This window comes from Aureivirga sp. CE67 (genome assembly GCF_015767245.1).
Classification (GTDB): Bacteria; Bacteroidota; Bacteroidia; order Flavobacteriales; family Flavobacteriaceae; genus Aureivirga.
On record NZ_JADOTV010000010.1, the window covers coordinates 14,770 to 38,203 of the forward strand.

Below are 23,434 nucleotides of genomic sequence, written 5' to 3' on the forward strand. Positions count from 1 at the left end.
TTAGTTTTGAAGGATTTCCATAAAATTTTTCTCTAAAGAATCTTGAATTTTCGCTTGGTAAATTCGCATTCCATTTTTAGTATGTTTTTCTATGAAATCAGGAATTTCAGTTTTAGATTTAAAATGACATTGCAGATATTTTTCATTTTCCAAATAGATAGAAATAGCTTCTTTTTCCAAAATAGAAAACCATTTTTTAGGATTTTCGATTTCCAAATGCAATTGAATATTTTGATTTTGTAGCTGAAATTCTCCCATAGTTCCTTGAAAAACCATTTCTCCGTGATGAATAATTCCAAGATGTGTACACATTTTCTCTACTTCGTCCAACATATGACTAGAAATAAAAATTGTAATTCCTTTTTCTTTGTTTAATTTGATAAGTAGATTTCGGATTTCAATTATTCCGGCAGGATCTAAACCATTTACAGGTTCGTCTAATAAAAGTAATTCAGGATCATTTAACAAAGCAATTCCGATAGCTAATCGTTGCTTCATCCCTAGAGAAAAGTTTTTTACTTTCTTCTTCGACTTAATATCTAGACTTACAATTTCTAATATTTCTGGAATTTTATTTTTTGGAATTCTTTGAAGTTTTGCGAAATATTTCAAATTATCATAAGCTGATAAATGATAATAAAGAATAGGAATTTCTATCAAACATCCAATTTTTTTAAAAACAGTAGGAGTTTGCTTTTTTTGTTTTTTTTCAAATAAATAAATGGAATCTGTTCCGTCATAAATCAAACCAGCAAGTAAACGCATTGTAGTCGATTTTCCAGCACCATTTTGTCCTAAAAATCCGAAAATAGATCCTTTTGGAACATGTAAAGAAATATTTTTTAGAATTTGTTGTTTCGAGTTAAAAGAAAAACACAAGTTTTTGGTCTCAATTGTATAGCTCATTTTTAATTTTTAGCATTTTGTTTTTCAAAAATAGAATTCTTGTTTAGATTAAAAAGGTTTAATTTAAATATTAATAATATTTTAAGAAAAATACTAAGAAATAATGTTTGAATTTAAGCTTAAATGATTGCTTTTTGAATACATGAAATAATTAGTCTACTACACAAATGTCATAAGATTTATAAATACTAAAAGGAATTTGTGATTCGAATTAAAAATTTTGAATAAATTTTCAATCCCTAAATAAAGAATTTTATTTTTGTAGAAATTTCGATAAAAATGACAAAACTATCCTTAGAATATGTCGTAAGACAACCAAAAATAGCAAGTGAAAACCCACCAATGTTATTAATGTTACACGGATATGGAAGTAACGAGCAAGATTTATTTTCATTTGCAGACGAATTACCAGATGAATTATTAATTATCAGTGCGCGAGCTCCACAAACTATTATGCATGGAGGTTATGCTTGGTATACAATTAATTTTGATGCAATTCATGGGAAATTTTCGGATACGGATGAAGCAAAAGAATCTGTAGAGTTGATTGCAAAATTTTTGGATGAATTGAAAGAAGAATTCAATTTTGATGAAAATAGAATGTTTTTGATGGGATTCAGTCAAGGATCTATTTTAAGTTATGCTGTTGCTTTCAAATATCCAGAAAAAGTGAAAAATATTATTGCACTTAGTGGATATGTGATGCAAGATATTTTACCTGAAAACAAAAATGCAGAAGATTACAAACATTTAGATTTCTTCATTTCTCATGGTTCGGTAGATCAGGTGATTCCTGTGGAATGGGCGCAACAAGCTGCACCTTTCTTAAATCAGTTTGCTATTAAAAATGTGTATAGCGAATACCCTGTTGGACATGGAGTTGCTCCACAAAACTTCTTTAATTTTAAAAAGTGGATTGAAGAAAGAATTTAAAATTCACTTTGAATTAAACATTTATCAAGTTTGAAATTTTATGAGAAAGTTTTATTTAATTTAAAACACACCCCTAGCCCCTCTCAAGAGGGGGACTTGACAATCTATATATTTTTATAAAAACCAAACGTGATAATATATAATTTTTATGTGTAATCTTTATGGATTGCACATTTTTTTTGGGCGAATTTGGCTTAGGGATAGTAGCGGCATCCTTTTTTGCTTTTCTTCATAAAGTTGCTTTAGCAAAAAAGATATAGCGGAAAGCCCGACCTTCTCTGTAGTGTAACGGAAGAGAAGGAAAGCTCCTGAGAAATAAATTTAAATAACAATTTTTGAGGAGAATAGAAACTAAAAGAAAATTTTCAAATTTTATAAAACTGAAGTATCTTTGACCCAACAAAAAATATGACAAAAATGGATAACGGATTATATGCTAAAATCAACACGTCAAAAGGTTCGATTTTAATTAACTTAGAATTTGAGAAAACTCCTGGAACAGTTGGAAACTTCGTAGCATTAGCTGAAGGAAACATGGAAAACTCTGCAAAGCCACAAGGAACTCCATATTATGATGGAATCAAGTTTCATAGAGTAATTGCTAATTTCATGATTCAAGGAGGAGATCCTAAAGGAACTGGTTCTGGTGGACCAGGATACAACTTTGATGATGAGTTTCACCCAGAATTAAAACATGATAAAGCAGGAATTTTATCTATGGCAAATGCTGGACCTGGAACAAATGGTTCTCAGTTTTTCATCACGCACGGACCAACTCCACATTTAGATAATGCGCACACAGTATTTGGAAATGTTGTAGAAGGACAAGATGTTGTAGATGCGATTGCTCAAAATGATGTAATGGATTCAGTAGAGATCATCCGTGTTGGAGAGGCTGCTGAAAACTTTAATGCAATTGAGGCTTTCCGTACTTTTGAAGGTGCAAGAGAAGCAAGAATTGAAGAGGAAAAAAAAGCGAAGGAAGAGGAATTAGAAAAATTATCAGCTGGTTTCAAAAAAACCGCTAGTGGATTACGTTACCAAATTATCCAAGAAGGAAATGGGCCAAAAGCTGAAGCTAAAAAAATGGTTTCTGTTCACTATAAAGGACAATTAGCTGATGGAACTGTTTTTGATTCATCTTACAAAAGAAAACAACCAATTGATTTTACTTTAGGAGTTGGTCAAGTAATTTCTGGATGGGATGAAGGAATCCAATTATTAAGAGTTGGAGATAAAGCTCGTTTTGTAATTCCTTCAGATTTAGCATACGGAAGTAGAGGAGCAGGAGGAGTTATTCCACCAAACGCTGTTCTTATCTTTGATGTAGAGTTAATGAAAGTAAAATAATACAAAGTATATTATACTAAAAAATAAAAGAGACTGTTTTATAATAGTCTCTTTTTTTGTTTTGAAAAATGAGATCATATTGAGTTTGAGCTTTTGTCTATTTTAAAACTTATCTTTCAAGAGAGGAATTGGATAATCTGTAAATATTATTAGAAAATGATTTGTGATAATGTTTAATAAAAAGTTTAAATTCGTTTTTTTAACCAAGAACTATAATCAATTTAATATATGAAGAAAATTAGTTTTTTACTTTGCTTGCTAATTACATGTTTTTCGCAAGCACAAAGCGTGAAAAAGAAAGATTTAGAAGATGGAATGTATGCAGAAATGACAACTTCTAAAGGTGTAATCTTATTGCAATTAGAATTTGAGAAAACTCCCGGTACTGTTGCTAATTTTGTAGGATTGGCAGAAGGGAAAATTAAAAATGATCATAAAAGAAAAAAAGAACCTTATTATGATGGTTTAAAGTTTCATAGAGTTATTGAAAACTTTATGATTCAGGGAGGAGATCCTGATGGAACTGGAGCAGGTGGACCAGGGTATAAATTTGATAATGAAATTGTACCAGAATTAAAACACGATAAAGCTGGAATTCTTTCAATGGCAAATGCAGGGGCAGGAACGAATGGTTCTCAGTTTTTTATTACTCATAAAGAAACTCCTTGGTTGGATGGAAAACATACTGTTTTTGGACATGTGGTTTCTGGACAAGATATTGTAAATAAAATCGTAAAAGGAGATAAGATTTATAAAGTAAAAATTATAAGAAAAGGAAGACCTGCCAAAAAGTTTAAGGCTGATAAGGTTTTTGCAAAATTTCAAGCTGAGAAAGAAGAAAGAATTCGAAAAGCTAAAGAAGCAAAAGAGAGAGAATTAGATTCTTTGTCAGTAGGATATGAAAAAACAGATTCTGGACTTCGTTATAAAATCACTAAAAAAGGAAGAGGATTAAAAGCTGAAAAAGGAAAGAGAGTAACAATCCATTATACTGGGAAATTAGCTAATGGAAAAAAGTTTGATTCTTCTAAAGATAGAAATCAACCATTTTCTTTTAAAGCTGGAGTAAGACAAGTAGTGAAAGGATTTGATGAGGCAGTTCTATTAATGCATGTTGGAGATACGGCTACTTTTGTTATTCCTTCGGAATTAGGTTATGGTAAGAAAGAAATGGGAAGAGGATTGATTCCGCCAAATTCAACTTTAGTTTTTGAAATTGAATTACTAGAAGTAAAATAAAAATTGAAAGGCTGTTATTACAACAGCCTTTTTTTATTGTTCTTCTTCAATTTCTGTATCAAAATCTAGTTCTGCTTCAAAACTGAAGTTTTCGTTTTTTCCAATGTGTTCAAATTCAAAATCTACAAATAGTTCTCCTTTAATTTTGTAAAGATTTTCTCCAATTTTACTTAAAGTCACTTCTTTAATATCACAAGGGTTGTGTGTTCCTCCCAAAGAAATAGTAGTTTCTGTTTCATCATCAAAAGAAGTTTTGATAGTGATATTATCCAAATCTAGTGGATTATCTTTGTTTAATTCCAACCAATCGATTACGATTTCGGTTTCTTCTGGCTGTTTTACTTCTTTTATTCCAGAATCAAAAGGAGTTAATGGAATTACAATTCTATGGAAAAGAGTTTTTTCTAATCCCATTTCTTTATTTTCAAAGTAAAACATTTCGATAAGCCCTTTTTCTGCTTTTGTTTTATTCTGTAAGTCTATTTTTTTCATTTGTTAGTTCTTTTTGTTTATTAAAGTAGTAAAGCAAAATTATAATAATTGCTGGGATAAATACACAAATTACTACAGAAGCTTGTGTGTAATCGAGTCCAACAATAGCAAACCAATTTAAAAATACAACAGATTTTTCAAAAAGATTCTCAGAAAAAACATAAAAATTTGGAATCAAGAAAATTGTAACAATAATTAAACCTGAAAATATTAATAAAAGATGTTTTTTACGTAGAATTTTACCAATAAAATGAATGAAAATTCCTGGAAGAATTATATAATAAACAATGATATTAATTTCTACATAAGATAAGCCTGTAATAGTTGAACAAGCAATTAATAATTTATAGACGAAAGAGAAAATTTCATTCATAATACTTCTAAGAAAGAAATAATATCTTCTTTATATTTGTAATTTATGGTTAAAATATTTGAAATTATGTTCATTTCAGAAGAATCTGTTGTTATACGTTTAGTATTAGCTCCAATTTTATTTAAATGATTAATTTTTTCTATAAAAATTTCAAATTCTTGTTTTGATATATATGATAAATGTTTTTTCTTTTCAATTAAAGTACTGAAATTTTCTTGAATCCATTTATCTATATCCAATTCAGAATTTAAAATTTTACCTTTATATTTCTTTACTATAACTTCAATAATATTTGTGATTTTTACAAATTCATAATTGTTTTCTTTTTTTATAATTCTGATTTTATCCCAATTACTGCCAAAACAACCTAAAGAAATAAGATCTAAATTAATGGTGTCATTTGTTTGTAAGTTTTTTAAATCCAAAATAGAATTATCGTTCTTTTCTTGACTGAAAATAGTTGAAAATATCGAGAGGAATAAAATAATTAAAATTGTGTTTTTCATAATAAACTTTTTATTGTTTAGATAAGCTTGTACTAATTTAGAAAGTAAATTGGTAATTTATTGGCAAAAGAGGGAGTATTCATAATAGTTTTAAGAAGGATCGTAATTAATGTTTTTATTATCATGCGTTTATAAATCGAATTCGAAGAAATAAGCTTTCTGGTTTTTATTATCATACCAAAATTCTTTAATTATTTGATTTTCTTTCCAACTGAATTTTTGAAGTTTTTTGATTTCAGCTATATTCCACCAATCAAATTCTTTTTGTAGAGAATAAGAATCTAGATTTAATGTATCTTTTATTAAATGATGTTTACTTTTAATTTTTTCTGAAGTTTCAGTTTTGCAGTTAAAAGAGAACATATATTTTGAATTGAGACCAAGTTCATTACTATAACAGTAAATATTTTTAACATCTTTAGAAATGTCAATTTTTAGGAAATCTTTGAACCTTTTTTTATTATTATCTGTATCTGTGTGATAAGAATCAAAAGTTGGGAAAACTTTATCAATTTTATTTTCTACTTTTTCTTTAGTTTTAGAGGAAATTTCAACAGATTTATTCTTGATTTTATTACAAGAAATAAGTTGGAAAATTACTATAAAGACTATTAGAATTTTTATTCCCTTTCTCATTTAAATATTTTTTTGGAAAAATATAAAAATAATTTCAGAAACTACTGATTTCAATCCATTTTAAAAGAATAAAAACTAAGATAGAAGCAGAGAAGAGAATTAGTTTCTTTTTTAAGTTGATGATTCTAGAGTTTTTAATCAGAATTTGTTTGAAAATAGTTATTAATTTTTGTCTATGAAACCAAAGAATAGCAAGGATTAATATTTGATACCAAATTGCTGAAAAAACAGCTTTTACACCAAAAGCGAAATCTTGAATTATAATATTTGTAAGAATAAATGTCGTGAAAATACATCCGATAATTCTTGTTTTTCGGAAGAAAATTAGGACTGCTCCAAGAATTTCAAAAAATCCGATAAGAAGTGTGAAGTTATAAGAATAATCATAGAAAGTCCACATTAATTGCATTCCAGATAATTCGGACACTAATTTGTTGCTATTGAAATCATAAGAATTTTTAAACTGAACTAATTTAGCAAAACCGTATGCAGACATGGTGAAAGAAACTACCAAAACAAAAGCATTTTCTAATATTTCGGTAATTTCTTTTTTTAAAGCTATATTCAAAACCTTTTATTTAAAATTATACTTTATAAAAGAATGAAAATAGATTTTGTTACTTTTTTCTGAAAATTAGCATCCGTAAGAAAGAATAATTTTTAAATATTTTGTCTCTTTTTGACCATTTTTATAAGTTAAATCAATTTTTAAAATAACAGAGCCAATTCCATATATTGCTGGTTTACCTTTATAAATTAAAGTGGCAACATTCATACTTTCACCGCTTAAATCAACAAGAGTATCTCGAAGTTTTAAATTTATTTTTCTAGAATTTTCTTTTCCTTCATAATCAATTATTGGGATTCTGAAAAAATTGAACTTATTTTCCACTTTTTCATATTCAGAATATCCATTCCAAGAAACTCTGTTTTCAATCCATTCGTCTATTTGTTCTCTTTTTATCTTATGACGATTATATTGCTCTTCGATACTTTCTATAACTGTAAATGAAACTTCCACTTTAGTAGATTTATCGTTTGGTGTAATCTTCATTAGTTTATCATCAATATCATTGAAAACAAATTCGTGAATTTGAAGAGAGTCATTTTTTTCTCTTTTTTCATTTACTTCAATTTGATAATTATATAGTTTTACCTTGAAATCATCAAAATAAATAGTAGAATTGCAAGGAAGTTCACTATCACATAAATTTTGAGGTCTAGACCATTTTCTATTCAAAAATCCGCTAAACACATAACCTGATGGAGAATTATCAGTTTCTTTTACTTCAAACCATTCTCCTTTTACAATTTTTCCTTCATCTGTTATGTTTAGTTTTACTCCACTTTTTCTCAGAACCATTACATCTTTTCCAGCTTCTAATTTTCCTATTTTGTTCCCACTTAAGCTTGGTGTTTCTCTTATGGAAAGTCCATTTTCAGCAATTACAGAATAATATTTTTGTGCATTTACATTTAATACTGAAATGAGAAATAAGAAGAAAATAATTTTTTTCATGTTTGAAATAATTTGGTTTTAGATTATGATTTAAATTTATTCAAAGATATTAACTCTTATGAATTATAATTTTTTAAGAATAACTTTCTTTTTATTTAAATCTAATTCAAAATATGAAAAAATAATATTTACATTAGAAATAACTTGCTCTTCTTTGTAGAAATAGTTTTGTTTAAAGGTTAATATTTACATAATGATTAGGTTTAGATTAAGTAATATTAGAATTGTAAAAAAATCATTGATTTGCTATGTTTTATAAAAACTGTAAATAAATATGATATTTTTTGCATAAAAATAATGTTAAAATACTCCAAAAGTAGTATTGATTTTAAAGTTGATTTATTTCATCTTTGAATTATAATTTATGATAAAATAAAAAGGGGGAAATAAATATATAATAATTTTAACGAGGCTTTAAAAGTTAAAAGGGTTGATAGTGTTAGATTTAATAAGGTATCTGATCTCATAGATATGTTTATATAATCTTTAAGTTAAAAATTATAATATTTATTTTTAAAAAAGCTCTATTCATATTTTTTTAAATATGGAATAAGAGCTTTTTTTTTAGATTTTAATTAGTTTATGTCGTTTATGTTTTATTATTTTTGACGAATTGACTTAAGGAGTAGACGCTATGGATAAACAATTAATAATCAGTGAGATTAAAACGGATTGGAAAGATTATTATAAACAGTTGCAAATACAAGATGAGGTAAAACATGAGAAAATTGACATTATAAATCATATTTCAGACCTATTTACAGTAGGACCTTATTATTATTTCGTATTTAATTTTGAAACATTCGAAATCGAATTTATAAGTAAAAATGTTGAAGAAATATTAGAAGAGAAAATAGAAAATATAAAAATTGAGAAATTATTAGAATTATGTACAGATGAAGATTTAAAAGCATTACAAAATAAAGAACAAATTGCATACGATTTTTTGTATAATAAAATTGAAAAAGAAGATATTCAAAAATATAAAGTAACCTATTTAAATAGAATTATCACAAAGAAGGGAACAAAGAAAATAATATTACATCAATCACAAGTTATCGAAAAAGATTCCAATGGGCGATTGATCCGAGTGTTTTGCATTCACACAGATGTAACATACATGGAACCAAAAATGGATCATAAAATAACTTTTGTTAGTAGTTCTTTGCCTTCTTATTACGCATATGATTTAAATGATTATAAACTTACTAACATGAAATCTATTTTTTCTAAAAGAGAAATCGAAATAATAAATTTAATAGCAAAAGGATATACAGAAATTGAAATAGGAGAGGAATTATGTATATCACCGTTAACCGTAAAAACGCATAAGAAAAAAATGTTTGCAAAAGCAAATGTGAAAAATACAGCACAATTAGTAGCAGATTGTATACGGAATGATGTGATTCAATGATGGAATTTTGCTAAATTTTTCTTAAATTATAAGGGTTAGTTATTAATTAGTATAATTTTGCTCAAATTTTTTTAATCTATGCCAATACTTGAATCCACTTATAATCCATCATTTTATTTTAAGAATAATTATTTAAACACTATTTATAAAACTTTATTTGTCAATGAGGAAATTAATTACTCAAGAGAAAGAGTTTTTACAAGAGATGGAGATTTTTTGGATTTAGATTTTTCAACAGTAGGAAGTGATACAATTGCAATTTGTATACATGGTTTAGAAGGAAGTTCTGAGTCAAAATATATTAAATCAACGATTTTAACTTTAAATAAAGCAAATATTGATGCTGTTGCTATAAACTTAAAAGGTTGTAGTGGAGAGTTGAATTCTGAATTCTCTGCTTATCATAGCGGAATGACTACTGATGTAGAAGATGTAGTAAATCATATTTTGTCAAATTATTCTTATGAAAAAATAGTAATAGTTGGTTTCAGCCTAGGAGGAAATTTAACCATGAAATATCTTGGTGAAACAAGTGAAATTAATTCAAAAATAAAAGCAGGAGTTGCTGTTTCTGTTCCGTGTAATCTTCATGATTCTGCTGTTGAACTTGGAAAAACAAAAAATAAAATATATTTAAATGTTTTTTTAAAGACTTTAAAAGCAAAATTGGTGGAAAAAGTAAAAAGATTTCCTGAGCAAAATATTACACTGGATCAGATTTATAAGATTAAAAATTTCTATGATTTTGATAATTTATACACAGCACCAGCACATGGATTTATAAATGCAGAAGATTATTGGAATAAAAGTAGTAGTATTCATTTTTTGCCAAATATAAAAACACCAACTTTATTAATAAACGCTTTGGATGATAGTTTTTTGTCTAAGTCTTGTTTTCCTTTTGAAATTGCTAAGGAAAATCCTTATTTCTTTCTAGAAACTCCAGATTATGGTGGGCATGTTGGATTTAATACAAGTTTCAATGAAAAAAAATATCGTTGGAGCGAACATCGAATTTTAAAATTTATCAAAGAACATTTATAATTCAAGAAATTTATTTTTTTAAATGCTTAAATTAGGGTGTCTAAAAAAATAACAACAAATGGAATTAAAAGGTGCTAAAATACTTGTTACTGGAGGAAGTTCTGGAATAGGTAAAGAAACAGCAAAATTATTAATAGAAAAAGGAGCGAAAGTTCTTATTACAGGTAGAGATATTTCAAAGTTAAAATCGGTTGCTCAAAATATTGGTGCAATAGCCTTAGATTTTGATATATCAAAAACAGAAACTATTGAAGCAAAAACTAAAGAAGCAATTCAACTTTTAGGAGGAATTGATGTTTTGGTTAATAATGCTGGAATAGGAGGTGATTTTACAACTTTAGATGAGGTAACTGCAGAAGATTTTCAAAATGTTTTTACAACAAATGTTTTCAATTTAGCTTTATTGACAAAAGAAGTAAGTTCTTATTTTAAGGAGCAAATGAACGGAACAATTATAAATATTGGTTCCACAGCTAGTTTGAAAGGTTTTGCAAGGGGTACTGTTTATGCTGGATCAAAATTTGCTTTGCGTGGAATGACACAATGTTGGCAAGCAGAATTACGCAAGTTCAATGTTCGAGTTACACTAGTTTGTCCAAGTGAAGTTACTACAGCTTTTGGAAATGAAGAAAGAAAAGAAAGGAAAGAAGAATCAAATAAATTGAATTCTTATGATATTGCAGATACAATTGTTCATGTAATTGAAAAACGAGATCGAGGTTTTGTTCCGGAAGTTACAGTTTGGGCTACAAATCCTTTTTAGAAATAAAAAAATCCTGTTTACAATAAACAGGATTTTTTGTATCAAATGAAAATGCTTTGATAAAAGATTAACCTTGCCAAGATTTAAGCATCCAGATTGTTTTTTCTTGTTCAGAAATAAAGTCACTCATCATTGAGTTTGTTCCTTCATCATTTGCATCATCAGAAAGTTCTAAAATAATTCTTTCAATAAGAATAATCTCTGTCAAAGACGCAATGATTAATTTTACAGCTTCCTCGTCTTTAGTTACATTTTGTCCAATAGGAACAGCGGCATTTTCCATATAATCTTTGAAAGTATGAAGAGGTGTGCCACTAAGAGTTAAAATTCTCTCCGCAATCATATCTACTTTTTCTTGAGCATCTGTGTATAATTCTTCGAACTTTGGATGTAAAACGAAAAATTCTTTTCCTTTAATATTCCAATGTACGCCTCTTAAATTCTGGTAATACACCTGAAAATTAGATAATAAATTGTTTAATTTGATAACAAGTTCTTTTGATTGTTCAATGTTTAATCCTATTTCATTAAGTTTCATACTCTTAGGTTTTTAATTTACTAGTATAAATTTAATGAAAATAAGCACTAGAAGTCTATAAATATTATTGATAGTTTTTATATCTTTATCATAAATTTTTATAAAATGACAATAACACAACTAAAATATATATTAGCAGTAGCAGAGTATAAGAATTTTACAGTAGCTTCGGAGCATTGTTATGTAACACAACCAACTTTGAGTATGCAAATACAGAAGTTAGAAGAAGAGCTTTCTGTGCAAATTTTTAACAGAAATAAGAAACCAATTGAACTTACAGATATAGGGAAAAGTATTGTCGAACAAGCAAAACTTATTGTTGATGAGAGTAACCGAATAAAAGATATTGTAGATCAACAAAAAGGTTATGTAGGAGGAGAGTTTAAATTAGGAGTTATTCCAACAGTGATGCCAACTTTACTTCCAATGTTTTTACAAACATTTATCAAAAAATATCCAAAAGTAAATTTAATTGTAGAAGAGCTTACAACAGATAATATCATCAAAAAGCTTTCAGAAGGACATATTGACGTAGCAATTGCTGCAACGCCTTTAGAAAATGAAGCTATTATTGAAAAACCTCTTTATTATGAACCATTTGTAGGGTTTGTTCCAAATTCAAGTAAACTATTCTCTAAAGAAAAAATCTCCACAGATGATTTAGATGTTGATGATATTTTACTTTTAGAAGAAGGACACTGTTTTAAAGATAGTATTCTGAATATTTGTGGAAATTTAAAACATCATAGAAAACAAAGATTCCAATTAGAAAGTGGAAATATTAGCACATTATTAAGATTGTCTAAAGAAGGTTTAGGGATGACATTATTACCGTATTTACATACGATTGATCTTTGTGCTGAAGATAAAAAACATTTAAGAAAATTTGAAGGAACGGAACCAGCTAGAGAAATCAGTATTATTTATCATAAATCGCAATTGAAACTTCAATTAATTGAAGCTTTGAAGACAACAATTGATGGTATTGTACGTGGAGCAATTTCTTTTTCGGATGTAAAAATCATTAGTCCACTTCCAAATAAACATATTTAGAAGTTATTTAAATTAAATATTTTCAATTTATTTACAGAAAAATAATATTTAATGTTATTTATTTCAGAAGTTTATTTTCAAATGAAGGTGAAAATCTATTAAAAAATCAAAAACTTCTTGTGAATATAGTTTTTTGATATTAACTTTGTGCAAATAGTTTATAGCAGATAGTATTGCAGTTGCGTATGATAGAAATAGTTAACTCCATAGAAGATAAAGTTAAAAATCTTCTTGAAAGATATGAATTTTTAAGTGAAGAAAATGAATTTTTACATCGCCAAGTAGCTATTCTTAATAATCAGTTGTTAGAAATGAAACTTTTGATGAAAGAGAAGGATGCTGAATACAATACATTAAAAATAGCCAAAACTATTAAAGGCAGTGGAGACACAGAAAGTGCTACAGAAACGAAATTAAAGATAAATGCTCTAATCAGAGAAGTAGATAAATGTATTGTCGAATTAAACGATGAGTAGATAAATTGAATGGATGATAAACAGAAAATAAAAATTACCATCGCCAACAGAGTTTATCCTCTTAGCGTTAAAAGTGAACGAGAAGAAGAAAGCTTAAGGTTAGCAGCTAAAAAAATAGCAGCAATGGTTTCAAAATTTGAAAAAAACTATGCTGTTGGTGATAAACAAGATGTTTTAGCAATGTGTGCATTACAATTTGCATCAGAGTTAGAATTTTCAGAAATTAACGAAAGATATAATCATCAAGAATCTGTAAAGAAATTAGAAAAATTAAATGAAATTCTTGGAAGTTATTTATAACACCAAGAATGGAAATAGTAGATATACTGCCTACATTAGTTATTGTTTGTTAAACTCAACACTATACAATTAAAAAGAGTAAGTCGTATTTGTTAGATCGCGCCACTTTAGTGGATTTTCGACCAAATAGTTAGCTCTAAACCTGTTAATACGGAGTTTAAAAACCCAACTGATGTAGGCTTTTTTATGCATAGAAACAAAAATTATGGGAGAAATGATACTACCAATTTTATTTGGTATAGTAATAGGAGCAGTTATAACTTTTATCATAGTAAAAGTATTAGAGAAAAAGCGAGCTAGTAAGCTTATCATGAATACTAATAAGCAAGCATCTAATATTATTAAAGAAGCTAAAAAAGAAGCTGAGTCAATCAAAAAAGATAAAATCTTACAAGCAAAAGAGAAATTTATCGAATTGAAAACAGAACATGAAAAAGTAATTTTAAGTAGAGATAAAAAAATATCTGAAGCTGAAAAAAGAACAAGAGATAAAGAATCTCAAGTTTCTCAAGTTTTGGATAAAAACAAAAAACTTTCTAAAGACTTAGAGTCTAAACTTCAAAGTTATACTAGTAAAATTGATAACGTTGAAAGAAAAGAAGACGAAATTGATAAACTTCATAGAAAGCAAGTAGAAGAACTTGAAGCAATTTCTGGTTTTACTGAAGAAGATGCTAAAAAGCAATTAATTCAATCTCTAAAAGAAGACGCTAAAGCAGATGCAATGAGTTTTATCCAAGAAACTATTGAGGAAGCAAAACTTACTGCACAGCAAGAATCTCAAAAAATTATTTTAAATACAATTCAAAGAGCTGGTGTAGAGCAAGCAGTTGAAAATTGTGTTTCAGTATTCAACTTAGAGTCAGATGATGTAAAAGGTAGAATTATCGGTCGTGAAGGGAGAAATATTCGTGCAATTGAAGCAGCTACTGGAGTTGAAATTATTGTAGATGATACGCCAGATGCAATTATTCTTTCTTGTTTTGATCCTGTTCGTAGAGAAGTTGCAAGATTATCTTTACATAAATTAGTAACAGATGGAAGAATTCACCCAGCTAGAATTGAGGAAGTTGTAAAGAAAACAGAAAAACAAATTCAGCAAGAGATTATCGAAGTTGGAAAGCGTACAGTAATTGATTTAGGAATTCACGGTTTACATCCAGAGTTAATCAAAGTTGTAGGTAGAATGAAATATCGTTCTTCTTATGGTCAAAACTTATTACAACACTCTAGAGAAGTTGCAAAACTTTGTGGTTTAATGGCTGCTGAACTTGGATTGAATGCTAAAATGGCAAAACGTGCAGGACTTTTACATGATATCGGAAAAGTGCCAGATACAGAGACAGAATTACCACACGCATTATTAGGTATGGAATGGGCTCAGAAATATGGTGAAAAACCTGAAGTTTGTAATGCAATTGGAGCACACCACGATGAAATTGAAATGAAAACTATGATTGCACCAATTGTGCAAGTTTGTGATGCGATTTCAGGAGCGAGACCAGGAGCAAGACGTCAAGTTTTAGATTCTTATATCCAAAGATTAAAAGATCTTGAAGAAGCAGCATTCACATTCAATGGAGTTCAGAAAGCTTATGCAATTCAGGCAGGTAGAGAGCTTCGTGTGATTGTGGAAAGTGATAAAGTGAACGATTCAAAAGCAGCGGAACTTTCATTTAATATTTCTCAGAAAATTCAAAATGAAATGACATATCCAGGTCAGGTGAGAGTTACAGTAATTCGTGAAACTAGAGCTGTAAATGTTGCAAAATAAATGAAACAACATATTGTAAATAAAATAAAAAGCCATTTAGAAATTATCTGAATGGCTTTTTTTATTTCGAAAATTATTTGAGCTTGATCTAGCAAAAAGGAATGTAGTTTATATAAACTTGTTCATGATTTTTTATTTTATTGTTTATAGTTCTGTTTCAAATTACCCTTTTACATTTATTAAATTATTTTCAGATTTATTATATCTGATTACGTTTATTTTATCTTTTATAAATTATACATCTTTAAGAAAAACAAATTCAAACATACTTTGGATTTTGGCTAATTTCTCTGCTCTTTTTTTATTTATTTTAACATAAAATTAAGATACAAAACTGCAACTTATTCTTCCTATTAGAAATCAAAGTATAATCAAATGACAAAAATTAAAATATTAATTACAGTTATAGTATTAGTAGCTGTTTATTTTGGTATTCAAAGTTGGAAAAGTGTAGAGAATTTAGAAGAAACTACAGATGGTCCTTATGTATTTATTGAGAACGGAAAATTGATAGAAAGAAAAGTTGAAAAGGGACAAATTGTAGAAAAAGAATTGAATAAAAATGCTTTTGAAATTGAATACAAACCAGATGCTTCTGTTTTTTCAAATATTTCTAAAATTGCTTCTTTGTCAGATATTCATGGACAATTTGATTTAGCAATAGAAATTATGAAAAATAATAAAATCATTGATGAGAACTTGAATTGGAATTATGGTAATGGACATTTTGTAATTGTAGGTGATATTTTTGATCGAGGAGATAAAGTGAACGAAACTTTATGGTTTGTGTACAATTTGGAAAAACAAGCCGAAAAAGTGGGAGGAAAAGTACATTTTCTTTTAGGAAATCATGAATTTATGATTTTGAAGAATGATGATCGATATATTCATGATAAATATGTAAATGTTACGAAAGTTTTGGGTAAATCTTATGCTGAACTTTATGGAAAAAATACAGTTTTAGGAAAATGGTTACGATCTAAATCTACTGCTGTGAAAATTAATAATTCTGTTTTTGTTCATGGAGGAGTATCTCAAGAGTTTTTAGATCATAGGAAAGATTTTGATTTGGCAGAAATAAATGAAATAATGCGTTCTGCTATTGATATGTCCAAAGATGAAATGAAAACCAAAAATATTTACGAACCTTATTTTAAATCGAATAGTTTGATATGGTTTCGAGGATATTTTTATGGTGATATGAAAGATGAAGAAGTTGGTTCGATTTTAAAAGAAATTGATTCTGAACATTTGGTTGTTGGACATTGTTCAAATGAAGAAATTGTAAAGCTTTTTGACGGAAAAGTTTATGGAGTTGATTCAAGTATCAAGAAAGGAGAATATGGAGAAATTCTTTTTATAGAACAAGATAATTTTTCTAAAGGAACTAAAGGAGGGGAAAAGAAAAAGTTTTAAATTTACTATTCAAAGACTAAAAAAAATAAAAAATGAGCTTATTGAAAAATATCTTCGGAAACAGTACCGAAGTCTGGGATAAATTTGCTGATGAAATAGGAGGTGAATTTGTTATTGAAGGATTCTGGTATGCAGATTCTTTGGTTTATAATTATAAAAACTGGGAATTTGTTCTAGATACTTATCGAACACAAGGTGAACATAGAAAAACTTATACAAGATTAAGAGTTCCTGTAGAAAATTTTGAGAATTTTCGTTTTGATATTTATGACGAAAAAATTACTTCTGTGATTGGGAAATGGTTTGGAATGCAAGATATAGAAATCGGTAGTCCAAAGTTTGATGATCATTTTATAATCAAAGGAAATAATCCTGACAAAGTGAAACTTTTACTAGAAGATTCAGAGTTGAGAGATTTATTATATACTTTAAAATATTTCGATATAAAGATTGAAAGTGCAAGTCAGACAATTTTTAAAAGTTATGCTGATCATATTGATGTTCTTTATTTTGATACGCAAGGGAAAATAAGTGATATCAAAGAATTAAGAATTTTGTTTAAAATATTTGAAAAATTATTAGATAAATTGAAAGATTTAAACTTAATTACGAGCTTTAATCCAAATATTGAATTATAGAAATATCATTATAAAACTTGTGTATAAATTATGGCAGAATTAAATAAAGAAATTGAAAAAAGAGTGAAAATTTGGGAGCAATTTGCTAAGGAAATCGGAGCTGTTTATAATTGTTTTGAAAATGACGAGGAGTTAGTTCTTGAATATAAAAATTGGGAAATTAAACTTGATTTAATTAAAAAATCAAAAGATCACTGCCAGAGTTATACTCGATTAAAAGTATTTATTTCTTCTCTTTCTAATTTTAAATTTGATGTTCATAAAGAAGATTTTACAGCAACAATAGGTAAGTTTTTTGGGATGCAAGATGTTATTGTTGGAGATACAGCATTTGATAAAAAATTTGTAATTAGAGGAAATAATGAAGATAAGATCAAAGAATTATTTTCTAATGAAACGTTGCGAAATAACCTTTTTGATATTGATGATTTTCATTTAGAAATTACGGATGTTCCGATTTATTATGATTATAATTTCCCGAAAAATATTCGAATTTTATTTTTTGAAACTTACGGAGAAATCGAACATATTGAATTATTAAGAAAATTATTTAAATCCATTATGATTGTTTTGGATTATTTAGTTACATCAAAATCAATTTCAGAAAAAGAAGTTTTAGCAAGATAATATTATGTCATTTTTTACAGATACATTCGGAAAAAGAAAAAAAGTTTGGAAGAATTTTGCGCAAGAAATTGGAGCAGAACACGTAGATAAAGGTTACTTTTCAACAGATTATATTCTTTATAAATATAAAAATTGGGAATTAAAATTAGATGTTTATTCTACAGGAGGAGAAAGTCAGATTTACTATACTAGACTTAGAGTTGCAGTAGAAAATTTCAGCGGTTTTAAGATGCATATTTATCAAGAAAATATGTTTAATAGAATCGGGAAGATATTTGGTTTACAAGATATTCAGATTGGTGATTTTCATTTTGATCCGAAATTTATAATTAAAGGAAATAATCCAAATAAATTACAACAAGTTTTAGCAGATAGAAGTTTAAGGAATCATTTTTTTGGTTTAAAATATTTTGATTTTCATTTAAGTCCAGGGAAAAGATATTCTTTGTTTAAAAGTTATCCAGAACATGTTTTTATCATGAAATTGGATGTTTATACCCTTATTAAAAATCCTGAAGATTTGAGAAATATGTTTGATTTATTTACCAAAACTTTAGATAGAACAGCGGAACTTAATTTGATAACTTGGAAAAGTCCAAATGTGAAATTATAATGAAGATTTTTAAATTTTATGATTAAAATAAAGGAAATAGAACCAGAAGATTACGATACTTTTTTTAATTATTTAGATAATCATTTGTCCGAAAATGGAAGTGAAGCTAATGAGATTTTTCAACCACTTACTACTGAGCAATCTATTTTGACTGAAGAATGGAAATACAAGTTTAAAACAGGTTTTGAAAAGGATTTTGGAGAAATTGGTTGGCGTAAATTATGGATTGCTGAAAATTTAGATAATCAAATTGTTGGACATATTGATATTCGTTCAAGAATGGAATTAAATACTACTCATAGAGTTTTGCTAGGAATGGGAGTAGATTCACAATTCCGAAAGTTAAAAATTGGACAACAAATACTTGAGTTTGTTATAGATTATTGTAAACTAGATTCAAAAATATGTTGGCTAGACTTGGAGGTAATGTCTCAAAATATTCCTGCGATTCGTCTTTATGAAAAATATAATTTTCAGCAAATCGGTAAAACAGTTGATATGTTTCGTTTGAACAATAAATCATATAATTTTACTTCAATGACATTAAATGTTGAGAAATAAAAACTTTAAATAAAAATCCACTTAATGAAATGAATTTAGTGGATTTTTAATTCGGTATATTTTTTAAATTAAATGCTCTCATTCATAATTTCTCGCCAATTTCTCTTCTCAATAGTTCGAACATTTTCAACATCTTTTAGTGTAATTAAATATTTTGAAAGATATTTTAGTTCATTATCTTCCGTGTTTCCAGTAAATTCTTTTGGGTAAATTGCATTCCCATAATTATATTTTGATTTAGATGGAGTGTCATCTACAATTAACATTTCTTCCAAAGCAAAACCAAAATACTTTTTGACCTTTTTTAAAACCTTTACATAATTATAATGATTTGAATAATCGATATAGTTATCTAATAAATCAAAACCATATAAATTTCGATTGATAGTACATCTTGAACGTCCCCAAACAAATTTTAAAGGATAATTTTCTGGAAAAATTAGCTTCACAATTTCTTCGACATAATCATCCGAAGCAGAAGACCAAACAGCAATTTCGAAATGATTTTGTATTGCCTCTAAAAATTCGTCCAAAAAAGGTCTTTTATAAACTTTATATTTTTGTAATTCAAAATGCCAATCTTCATTTTCTGGATTTTCGTTGGCATGTACTAGAGTTTCGTCTATATCAAGTATAAGTAGTTTTTTCTTCATTTTTGTTTTTTGTAAAAATAGAAAAATTGACTTATTAATTATGCTTTAAGATAATTTTAAGTTCAATAAAATATAAAAACAAAGATTTTGTTTAAGATTGATCTAAAATATCTGATTATGATTCAATTGTTTATTTTTATTCCCTTGTTTAAAATTGTTACAGAATTTAAATTTTGATAAAAAGAGATGATATTTGAAAAATTACAAGATATAAATGAACCAGATTTGTTGGAGTTGCTTCAAGCATTTCAGGCTATAATGAAAAAAGAAACATTTTCTAAAAGACAATTATTACATGAAGAAGGAACTGTTTGTGATTATTTGTTTTTAATTCAAACTGGAATTGCACGTTCTTTTTATTATAAAGATGGAAAAGAAATCACCGCTCATTTTGCTGTAGAAAACACTAGTATTACTGCTATAGATAGTTTTGTTCAAAGAAAAAAAAGTCGTTATAATATTGAAGTTTTAGAAGATTCAGAGGTTATTTCTATTTCTCATCAAGATTTGTATACACTTTTGGAAGAAAAGCCACAATATGAAAAATATGTTCGAATGTTTTTGGAGCAAATTTATGTAGATCTTGCAGAAAGAATAGAAGATTTATTGTTTCATACTGCAAAAGAACGCTATGATAAAATTATTGAAAATACACCAGATTTGCTTCAAAGAGTACAGTTAAAACATATTGCATCTTTTATCGGGATTACACAAGAAACGTTGAGTAGGATACGTACACAAGTTTGATTTTTATTATTTGACAATTGTCAAGTGGATTTCGTTTTCTAGCTCTTTACTTTGTGAAAACAATTTATTTATGAAACAAGAAATAATAAAATTATCCGCAAATGAAATCGCAACCAAAATAAAAAATAAAGAGATTTCTGTTGTCAAAACTGTGAATGCTTTTTTAGATAGAATTGAAGAGAAAAATCCGATTGTAAATGCTATTGTTGATCTTCGAAAAAAAGAAGAAATCCTTGAAGAAGCAAAACAAAAAGATTTACAAATTCAAAATGGAGAAAAGTTAGGGTTATTACACGGACTTCCTGTTACTATTAAAGATAGTTTTCTTGTAAATGGTTTGAAAAACTCGAATGGAGATCCGATGCTGCGAAATTATATGGCAGAAGAAGATGCAGAATTGGTAAAAAGACTTAAAAGTGAAGGAGGGATTATTCTAGGAAAAACAAATACGGCATTATATTGTATTGATTGGAAAAGTGTGAATTTCTGGAATGGACAAACCAATAATCCTTATGATTTATCAAGAGTTGCAGGTGGAAGTTCTGGTGGTTCTGCGGTTTCTATTGCTTCAGGTTTTAGTGCTTTGGATTTAGGTTCTGATGCTGGAGGTTCTATCCGTGTTCCAGCTCATTTTAATGGAATTTGTGGATTGCGACCAACAGAGAATTTTCTTTCTAATCGAGGACATTTAAAAGTTCCGAATAAACCTCAAGGGAGAAGACATATTATTACTCCTGGGCCTTTGGCTAAAAATGTAGATGATTTGATGTTGATGATGCAAGTTCTTGGGGATAATTCAAAATATCGACTTCCTGAAACTCCACAAATAGATTTTGAAAGTTCTTCGTGGAATCATAATTCTTTAAAAATAGCTTATTCTGAAACGATCAATGATACGGAAGTAGATGAAGAATATTTATCAATTTTCAAAGACTTTTTAGCAAAAATAAATAATGAAAAACATAAAATTGAAAAAGATCATCCAATTTATGATGAAGAAAAAGCTTATGTAGAATGTAGTAAAATAATTGGTTTTGAAATAGGAATTAATAATCCGAAAATTCCTTTGATGGCGACTTTTATGTATGCGTTTATTTGGCTTAAATATCGAGATCATTTATGGGCGAAAGGAATGGCTTTGGGGCAAAGATTATCTAATATTAATTATGCGAAAGCAATAGATTTTAAAGATGAGTTTTCTCAGATTTATGATGATTTTCTTACTAAACATGATATTTGGATAACACCAGTTTGCGCTCAAGAAGCTTATAAACATCAAAGTGCTTGGAAACCATTTTATATAAATAATAAAAAAGTTCCTTATACAAAAGCGATGGCTTCTTTTGTGTTTACAACTGCTTTTTCTGGTCATCCGATTGCTGTAATTCCGATAGGGAAAAAGAAAAACGGAATGCCAGTTGGAATTCAAATTCATTCTAGAAAATGGACAGATAAAAAACTTTTAGAAATTGCTAAATATTTCGAACAGTTTACTGAAGGTTTTGAATTACCAAAAATTTCGAATACAATAAATAATTAAATTGTTTTTAAAAAGAGTTTTTATTTATTTAAGTATTTTGTCTTTTTGGAAAAATAATATTTAAAGAATTAAGAGCCTGTTTAAAATTATAACAGAATTTATTTTATAGTTTATTAAAATGCTATTTTGAAGACTTTTTTGGAGTGCATAGCATCGCTATGGAGGAGAAAAAAGACAAAAAAGAGCTTTTAAGAAGCATTTAAATTTTTTTGATATAAATTTAGACAGGTTCTAAATAAACTTAACATTAAATATTAATTAATAGTTTGAAAATTAATATAAAAAATATATTTTTAGTCAAAATTTAAAAAAATAGAAGATGAAATTGAATTATGATTTATTGAAAAATGTGTATACCTCAAAAGGCTATGAGTTCTTCGATAGAGGATTTTATAATTTGAATTTATTTGGGATACGTTCGAATGATTTAACTGTAAATGAGTTTAATGATTTTATAGGAGTTGCTTATAAAGATGAACTTGGAAATGAACAAGTTTTTATGTTTAAAGGAACAACAAAACCAGGTTTACATTATTTAAAAAATGAAAAACTTCGTGAGCATGGAACTGCGATTTTGATTCCAAATCAATACAAATCTGCTTGGAAATTAGATTTTCATAAAGGTTATGAAGCTTTAAGACAAAATACAACAAATTTTAAAGTTTGGCGAGATGGAGATAGTGATGGAGAGTTTGATTATTCAGGAGATGTTTTTACAGATGTTTCAGGTTTAAATTTACACACTACAAGTTTTAAAAATGATATCGAACGTGTAGGGAAATACAGTGCAGGATGTCAAGTAGTACAAGATGATAAGGAGTTTTTGATTTTAATGTCTATTATCAAAAAGTCTTTAGATTTTTACGGAAACAGTTTTACATATACATTATTAACAGAAAAAGATTTTAATTAATAAAAAAACAAAAAAATGGGGTTAAGAAAAGCAATACAAGAGCTAGACAGAGCAGTTGATGATTTATCATCTTTACATGTTCAAACTTTTATTGGAGATATTTCTATTTCTACTGAAAATTCTTCAGTAGTAACAGAAAATAATGAAGGAGTAGAAGAAATTGCAGTGAGTACATCTACTGCAACATATACAGATATTGAAAGTTTAAAAGAGATCACAACTGTGAAAGCAGATGTTTCTATTGTAGCAGAGACATTGATCAAGTTTGATGGAGATTCTTATAATTTTGTAAATAAAGATTATGATAAAATTCCCACTGCAGCTATTGATATTCACAGAGAGGCATTGAAAAATGGTTTAGATACAAGATTAGGATTGATTAATTTATTTAAAGAAATAATTACATAATA

Annotated in this window: 28 protein-coding genes and 1 other RNA gene; 20 read left to right on the forward strand and 9 right to left on the reverse strand. The window is 27.6% G+C overall.

The window, feature by feature from the left end; translation table 11 throughout:
• A complete protein-coding gene (locus tag I0K12_RS12495; RefSeq protein WP_196888458.1) occupies positions 1-906 on the reverse strand; it encodes an ABC transporter ATP-binding protein in 906 nt (301 codons plus the stop codon).
• Between the two features lie 279 nt (positions 907-1,185).
• Between I0K12_RS12495 and I0K12_RS12500 the strand changes: the two genes are divergently transcribed.
• From I0K12_RS12500 to I0K12_RS12510, 3 genes are all read left to right on the forward strand, one after another.
• A complete protein-coding gene (locus tag I0K12_RS12500) occupies positions 1,186-1,839 on the forward strand; it encodes an alpha/beta hydrolase (protein ID WP_196888459.1) in 654 nt (217 codons plus the stop codon).
• Positions 1,840-2,256: 417 nt separating this feature from the next.
• Complete coding sequence (locus I0K12_RS12505) at positions 2,257-3,189, forward strand: peptidylprolyl isomerase (RefSeq protein ID WP_196888460.1); 933 nt, start codon at positions 2,257-2,259, stop codon at positions 3,187-3,189.
• A gap of 288 nt (positions 3,190-3,477) precedes the next feature.
• Positions 3,478-4,428: a peptidylprolyl isomerase gene (locus tag I0K12_RS12510; RefSeq protein WP_317194435.1), complete on the forward strand. Its 951-nt coding sequence runs from the start codon at positions 3,478-3,480 to the stop codon at positions 4,426-4,428.
• A gap of 33 nt (positions 4,429-4,461) precedes the next feature.
• On the opposite strand, the gene I0K12_RS12515 is transcribed toward I0K12_RS12510, so the two are convergent.
• The 6 genes from I0K12_RS12515 to I0K12_RS12540 form a co-directional block, all read right to left on the reverse strand.
• Positions 4,462-4,920: a hypothetical protein gene (locus I0K12_RS12515; protein ID WP_196888462.1), complete on the reverse strand. Its 459-nt coding sequence runs from the start codon at positions 4,918-4,920 to the stop codon at positions 4,462-4,464.
• Positions 4,895-5,293: a hypothetical protein gene (locus tag I0K12_RS12520; protein WP_196888463.1), complete on the reverse strand. Its 399-nt coding sequence runs from the start codon at positions 5,291-5,293 to the stop codon at positions 4,895-4,897. Before I0K12_RS12520 ends, I0K12_RS12515 begins: the two co-directional genes overlap by 26 nt.
• Positions 5,290-5,799: a hypothetical protein gene (locus tag I0K12_RS12525; protein ID WP_196888464.1), complete on the reverse strand. Its 510-nt coding sequence runs from the start codon at positions 5,797-5,799 to the stop codon at positions 5,290-5,292. The genes I0K12_RS12520 and I0K12_RS12525 overlap by 4 nt, the downstream gene beginning before the upstream one ends.
• Before the next feature lie 129 nt (positions 5,800-5,928).
• Positions 5,929-6,435, reverse strand: coding sequence for a hypothetical protein (locus tag I0K12_RS12530; protein WP_231372756.1), 507 nt, complete (start codon positions 6,433-6,435; stop codon positions 5,929-5,931).
• Positions 6,436-6,469: 34 nt separating this feature from the next.
• Positions 6,470-7,003, reverse strand: a complete 534-nt coding sequence (locus I0K12_RS12535; protein WP_196888465.1) for a hypothetical protein — start codon at positions 7,001-7,003, stop codon at positions 6,470-6,472.
• A 66-nt stretch (positions 7,004-7,069) separates the two neighbouring features.
• Positions 7,070-7,954: an SH3 domain-containing protein gene (locus I0K12_RS12540; protein WP_196888466.1), complete on the reverse strand. Its 885-nt coding sequence runs from the start codon at positions 7,952-7,954 to the stop codon at positions 7,070-7,072.
• Between the two features lie 634 nt (positions 7,955-8,588).
• On the opposite strand from I0K12_RS12540, the gene I0K12_RS12545 reads away from it, so the two are divergent.
• The 3 genes from I0K12_RS12545 to I0K12_RS12555 all read left to right on the forward strand — a co-directional run bounded on the left by I0K12_RS12545 (position 8,589) and on the right by I0K12_RS12555 (position 11,175).
• A complete protein-coding gene (locus I0K12_RS12545) occupies positions 8,589-9,368 on the forward strand; it encodes a response regulator transcription factor (protein ID WP_196888467.1) in 780 nt (259 codons plus the stop codon).
• Positions 9,369-9,446: 78 nt separating this feature from the next.
• Complete coding sequence (locus I0K12_RS12550) at positions 9,447-10,412, forward strand: YheT family hydrolase (RefSeq protein ID WP_196888468.1); 966 nt, start codon at positions 9,447-9,449, stop codon at positions 10,410-10,412.
• Between the two features lie 58 nt (positions 10,413-10,470).
• A complete protein-coding gene (locus I0K12_RS12555) occupies positions 10,471-11,175 on the forward strand; it encodes an SDR family oxidoreductase (protein ID WP_196888469.1) in 705 nt (234 codons plus the stop codon).
• Positions 11,176-11,242: 67 nt separating this feature from the next.
• Here I0K12_RS12555 and I0K12_RS12560 read toward each other — a convergent pair whose 3' ends face one another.
• The gene (locus I0K12_RS12560) at positions 11,243-11,713 is read right to left on the reverse strand and encodes a Dps family protein (RefSeq protein WP_196888470.1); all 471 of its coding nucleotides are present in this window, start codon (positions 11,711-11,713) and stop codon (positions 11,243-11,245) included.
• Positions 11,714-11,818: 105 nt separating this feature from the next.
• On the opposite strand from I0K12_RS12560, the gene I0K12_RS12565 reads away from it, so the two are divergent.
• From I0K12_RS12565 to I0K12_RS12610, 10 genes are all read left to right on the forward strand, one after another.
• A complete protein-coding gene (locus I0K12_RS12565; RefSeq protein ID WP_196888471.1) occupies positions 11,819-12,766 on the forward strand; it encodes a LysR family transcriptional regulator in 948 nt (315 codons plus the stop codon).
• Between the two features lie 185 nt (positions 12,767-12,951).
• Positions 12,952-13,242: a hypothetical protein gene (locus I0K12_RS12570; protein ID WP_196888472.1), complete on the forward strand. Its 291-nt coding sequence runs from the start codon at positions 12,952-12,954 to the stop codon at positions 13,240-13,242.
• 9 nt (positions 13,243-13,251) lie between these two features.
• On the forward strand, positions 13,252-13,542 hold the full coding sequence (locus tag I0K12_RS12575; protein WP_196888473.1) for a cell division protein ZapA: 291 nt from the start codon (positions 13,252-13,254) through the stop codon (positions 13,540-13,542).
• Positions 13,543-13,595: 53 nt separating this feature from the next.
• Positions 13,596-13,701, forward strand: a non-coding RNA gene (gene ssrS / locus I0K12_RS12580) — 6S RNA.
• Between the two features lie 46 nt (positions 13,702-13,747).
• Entirely contained in the window at positions 13,748-15,316 is a 1,569-nt protein-coding gene (gene rny, locus I0K12_RS12585; RefSeq protein ID WP_196888474.1) for a ribonuclease Y, read from the forward strand.
• Between the two features lie 375 nt (positions 15,317-15,691).
• A complete protein-coding gene (locus I0K12_RS12590) occupies positions 15,692-16,732 on the forward strand; it encodes a metallophosphoesterase (protein ID WP_196888475.1) in 1,041 nt (346 codons plus the stop codon).
• Between the two features lie 32 nt (positions 16,733-16,764).
• Positions 16,765-17,370 (forward strand): hypothetical protein, encoded by a 606-nt coding sequence (locus I0K12_RS12595; RefSeq protein ID WP_196888476.1) that lies wholly within the window; start codon positions 16,765-16,767, stop codon positions 17,368-17,370.
• A gap of 30 nt (positions 17,371-17,400) precedes the next feature.
• Positions 17,401-17,997 carry a hypothetical protein gene (locus tag I0K12_RS12600; protein WP_196888477.1) on the forward strand — a complete coding sequence of 199 codons (597 nt, stop codon included), beginning with the start codon at positions 17,401-17,403 and terminating at the stop codon, positions 17,995-17,997.
• A 4-nt stretch (positions 17,998-18,001) separates the two neighbouring features.
• On the forward strand, positions 18,002-18,610 hold the full coding sequence (locus I0K12_RS12605) for a hypothetical protein (RefSeq protein WP_196888478.1): 609 nt from the start codon (positions 18,002-18,004) through the stop codon (positions 18,608-18,610).
• An 18-nt stretch (positions 18,611-18,628) separates the two neighbouring features.
• Complete coding sequence (locus I0K12_RS12610) at positions 18,629-19,171, forward strand: GNAT family N-acetyltransferase (protein ID WP_196888479.1); 543 nt, start codon at positions 18,629-18,631, stop codon at positions 19,169-19,171.
• A gap of 68 nt (positions 19,172-19,239) precedes the next feature.
• On the opposite strand, the gene I0K12_RS12615 is transcribed toward I0K12_RS12610, so the two are convergent.
• The gene (locus I0K12_RS12615; protein WP_196888480.1) at positions 19,240-19,824 is read right to left on the reverse strand and encodes an HAD family hydrolase; all 585 of its coding nucleotides are present in this window, start codon (positions 19,822-19,824) and stop codon (positions 19,240-19,242) included.
• A 186-nt stretch (positions 19,825-20,010) separates the two neighbouring features.
• Here I0K12_RS12615 and I0K12_RS12620 point away from each other — a divergent pair, with 186 nt between their 5' ends.
• From I0K12_RS12620 to I0K12_RS12635, 4 genes are all read left to right on the forward strand, one after another.
• A complete protein-coding gene (locus I0K12_RS12620; RefSeq protein ID WP_196888481.1) occupies positions 20,011-20,571 on the forward strand; it encodes a Crp/Fnr family transcriptional regulator in 561 nt (186 codons plus the stop codon).
• A 70-nt stretch (positions 20,572-20,641) separates the two neighbouring features.
• Positions 20,642-22,111 (forward strand): amidase, encoded by a 1,470-nt coding sequence (locus tag I0K12_RS12625; RefSeq protein WP_196888482.1) that lies wholly within the window; start codon positions 20,642-20,644, stop codon positions 22,109-22,111.
• 319 nt (positions 22,112-22,430) lie between these two features.
• Positions 22,431-23,024 carry a hypothetical protein gene (locus I0K12_RS12630; RefSeq protein WP_196888483.1) on the forward strand — a complete coding sequence of 198 codons (594 nt, stop codon included), beginning with the start codon at positions 22,431-22,433 and terminating at the stop codon, positions 23,022-23,024.
• Positions 23,025-23,039: 15 nt separating this feature from the next.
• On the forward strand, positions 23,040-23,432 hold the full coding sequence (locus I0K12_RS12635) for a hypothetical protein (RefSeq protein WP_196888484.1): 393 nt from the start codon (positions 23,040-23,042) through the stop codon (positions 23,430-23,432).
• Positions 23,433-23,434 lie beyond the last annotated feature (2 nt).

Bases quoted from the DNA above. Each gene is read 5' to 3' on its own strand.
- I0K12_RS12520 (WP_196888463.1), bottom strand. From the start codon at position 5,293: ATGAATGAAATTTTCTCTTTCGTCTATAAATTATTAATTGCTTGTTCA.
- I0K12_RS12545 (WP_196888467.1), top strand. From the start codon at position 8,589: ATGGATAAACAATTAATAATCAGTGAGATTAAAACGGATTGGAAAGAT.
- I0K12_RS12570 (WP_196888472.1), top strand. From the start codon at position 12,952: ATGATAGAAATAGTTAACTCCATAGAAGATAAAGTTAAAAATCTTCTT.
- I0K12_RS12530 (WP_231372756.1), bottom strand. From the start codon at position 6,435: ATGAGAAAGGGAATAAAAATTCTAATAGTCTTTATAGTAATTTTCCAA.
- I0K12_RS12565 (WP_196888471.1), top strand. From the start codon at position 11,819: ATGACAATAACACAACTAAAATATATATTAGCAGTAGCAGAGTATAAG.
- I0K12_RS12625 (WP_196888482.1), top strand. From the start codon at position 20,642: ATGAAACAAGAAATAATAAAATTATCCGCAAATGAAATCGCAACCAAA.
- rny (WP_196888474.1), top strand. From the start codon at position 13,748: ATGGGAGAAATGATACTACCAATTTTATTTGGTATAGTAATAGGAGCA.
- I0K12_RS12610 (WP_196888479.1), top strand. From the start codon at position 18,629: ATGATTAAAATAAAGGAAATAGAACCAGAAGATTACGATACTTTTTTT.
- I0K12_RS12605 (WP_196888478.1), top strand. From the start codon at position 18,002: ATGTCATTTTTTACAGATACATTCGGAAAAAGAAAAAAAGTTTGGAAG.
- I0K12_RS12540 (WP_196888466.1), bottom strand. From the start codon at position 7,954: ATGAAAAAAATTATTTTCTTCTTATTTCTCATTTCAGTATTAAATGTA.
- I0K12_RS12495 (WP_196888458.1), bottom strand. From the start codon at position 906: ATGAGCTATACAATTGAGACCAAAAACTTGTGTTTTTCTTTTAACTCG.
- I0K12_RS12620 (WP_196888481.1), top strand. From the start codon at position 20,011: ATGATATTTGAAAAATTACAAGATATAAATGAACCAGATTTGTTGGAG.
- I0K12_RS12575 (WP_196888473.1), top strand. From the start codon at position 13,252: ATGGATGATAAACAGAAAATAAAAATTACCATCGCCAACAGAGTTTAT.
- I0K12_RS12600 (WP_196888477.1), top strand. From the start codon at position 17,401: ATGGCAGAATTAAATAAAGAAATTGAAAAAAGAGTGAAAATTTGGGAG.
- I0K12_RS12560 (WP_196888470.1), bottom strand. From the start codon at position 11,713: ATGAAACTTAATGAAATAGGATTAAACATTGAACAATCAAAAGAACTT.
- I0K12_RS12505 (WP_196888460.1), top strand. From the start codon at position 2,257: ATGGATAACGGATTATATGCTAAAATCAACACGTCAAAAGGTTCGATT.
- I0K12_RS12615 (WP_196888480.1), bottom strand. From the start codon at position 19,824: ATGAAGAAAAAACTACTTATACTTGATATAGACGAAACTCTAGTACAT.
- I0K12_RS12515 (WP_196888462.1), bottom strand. From the start codon at position 4,920: ATGAAAAAAATAGACTTACAGAATAAAACAAAAGCAGAAAAAGGGCTT.
- I0K12_RS12595 (WP_196888476.1), top strand. From the start codon at position 16,765: ATGAGCTTATTGAAAAATATCTTCGGAAACAGTACCGAAGTCTGGGAT.
- I0K12_RS12590 (WP_196888475.1), top strand. From the start codon at position 15,692: ATGACAAAAATTAAAATATTAATTACAGTTATAGTATTAGTAGCTGTT.
- I0K12_RS12525 (WP_196888464.1), bottom strand. From the start codon at position 5,799: ATGAAAAACACAATTTTAATTATTTTATTCCTCTCGATATTTTCAACT.
- I0K12_RS12630 (WP_196888483.1), top strand. From the start codon at position 22,431: ATGAAATTGAATTATGATTTATTGAAAAATGTGTATACCTCAAAAGGC.
- I0K12_RS12635 (WP_196888484.1), top strand. From the start codon at position 23,040: ATGGGGTTAAGAAAAGCAATACAAGAGCTAGACAGAGCAGTTGATGAT.
- I0K12_RS12500 (WP_196888459.1), top strand. From the start codon at position 1,186: ATGACAAAACTATCCTTAGAATATGTCGTAAGACAACCAAAAATAGCA.
- I0K12_RS12555 (WP_196888469.1), top strand. From the start codon at position 10,471: ATGGAATTAAAAGGTGCTAAAATACTTGTTACTGGAGGAAGTTCTGGA.
- I0K12_RS12550 (WP_196888468.1), top strand. From the start codon at position 9,447: ATGCCAATACTTGAATCCACTTATAATCCATCATTTTATTTTAAGAAT.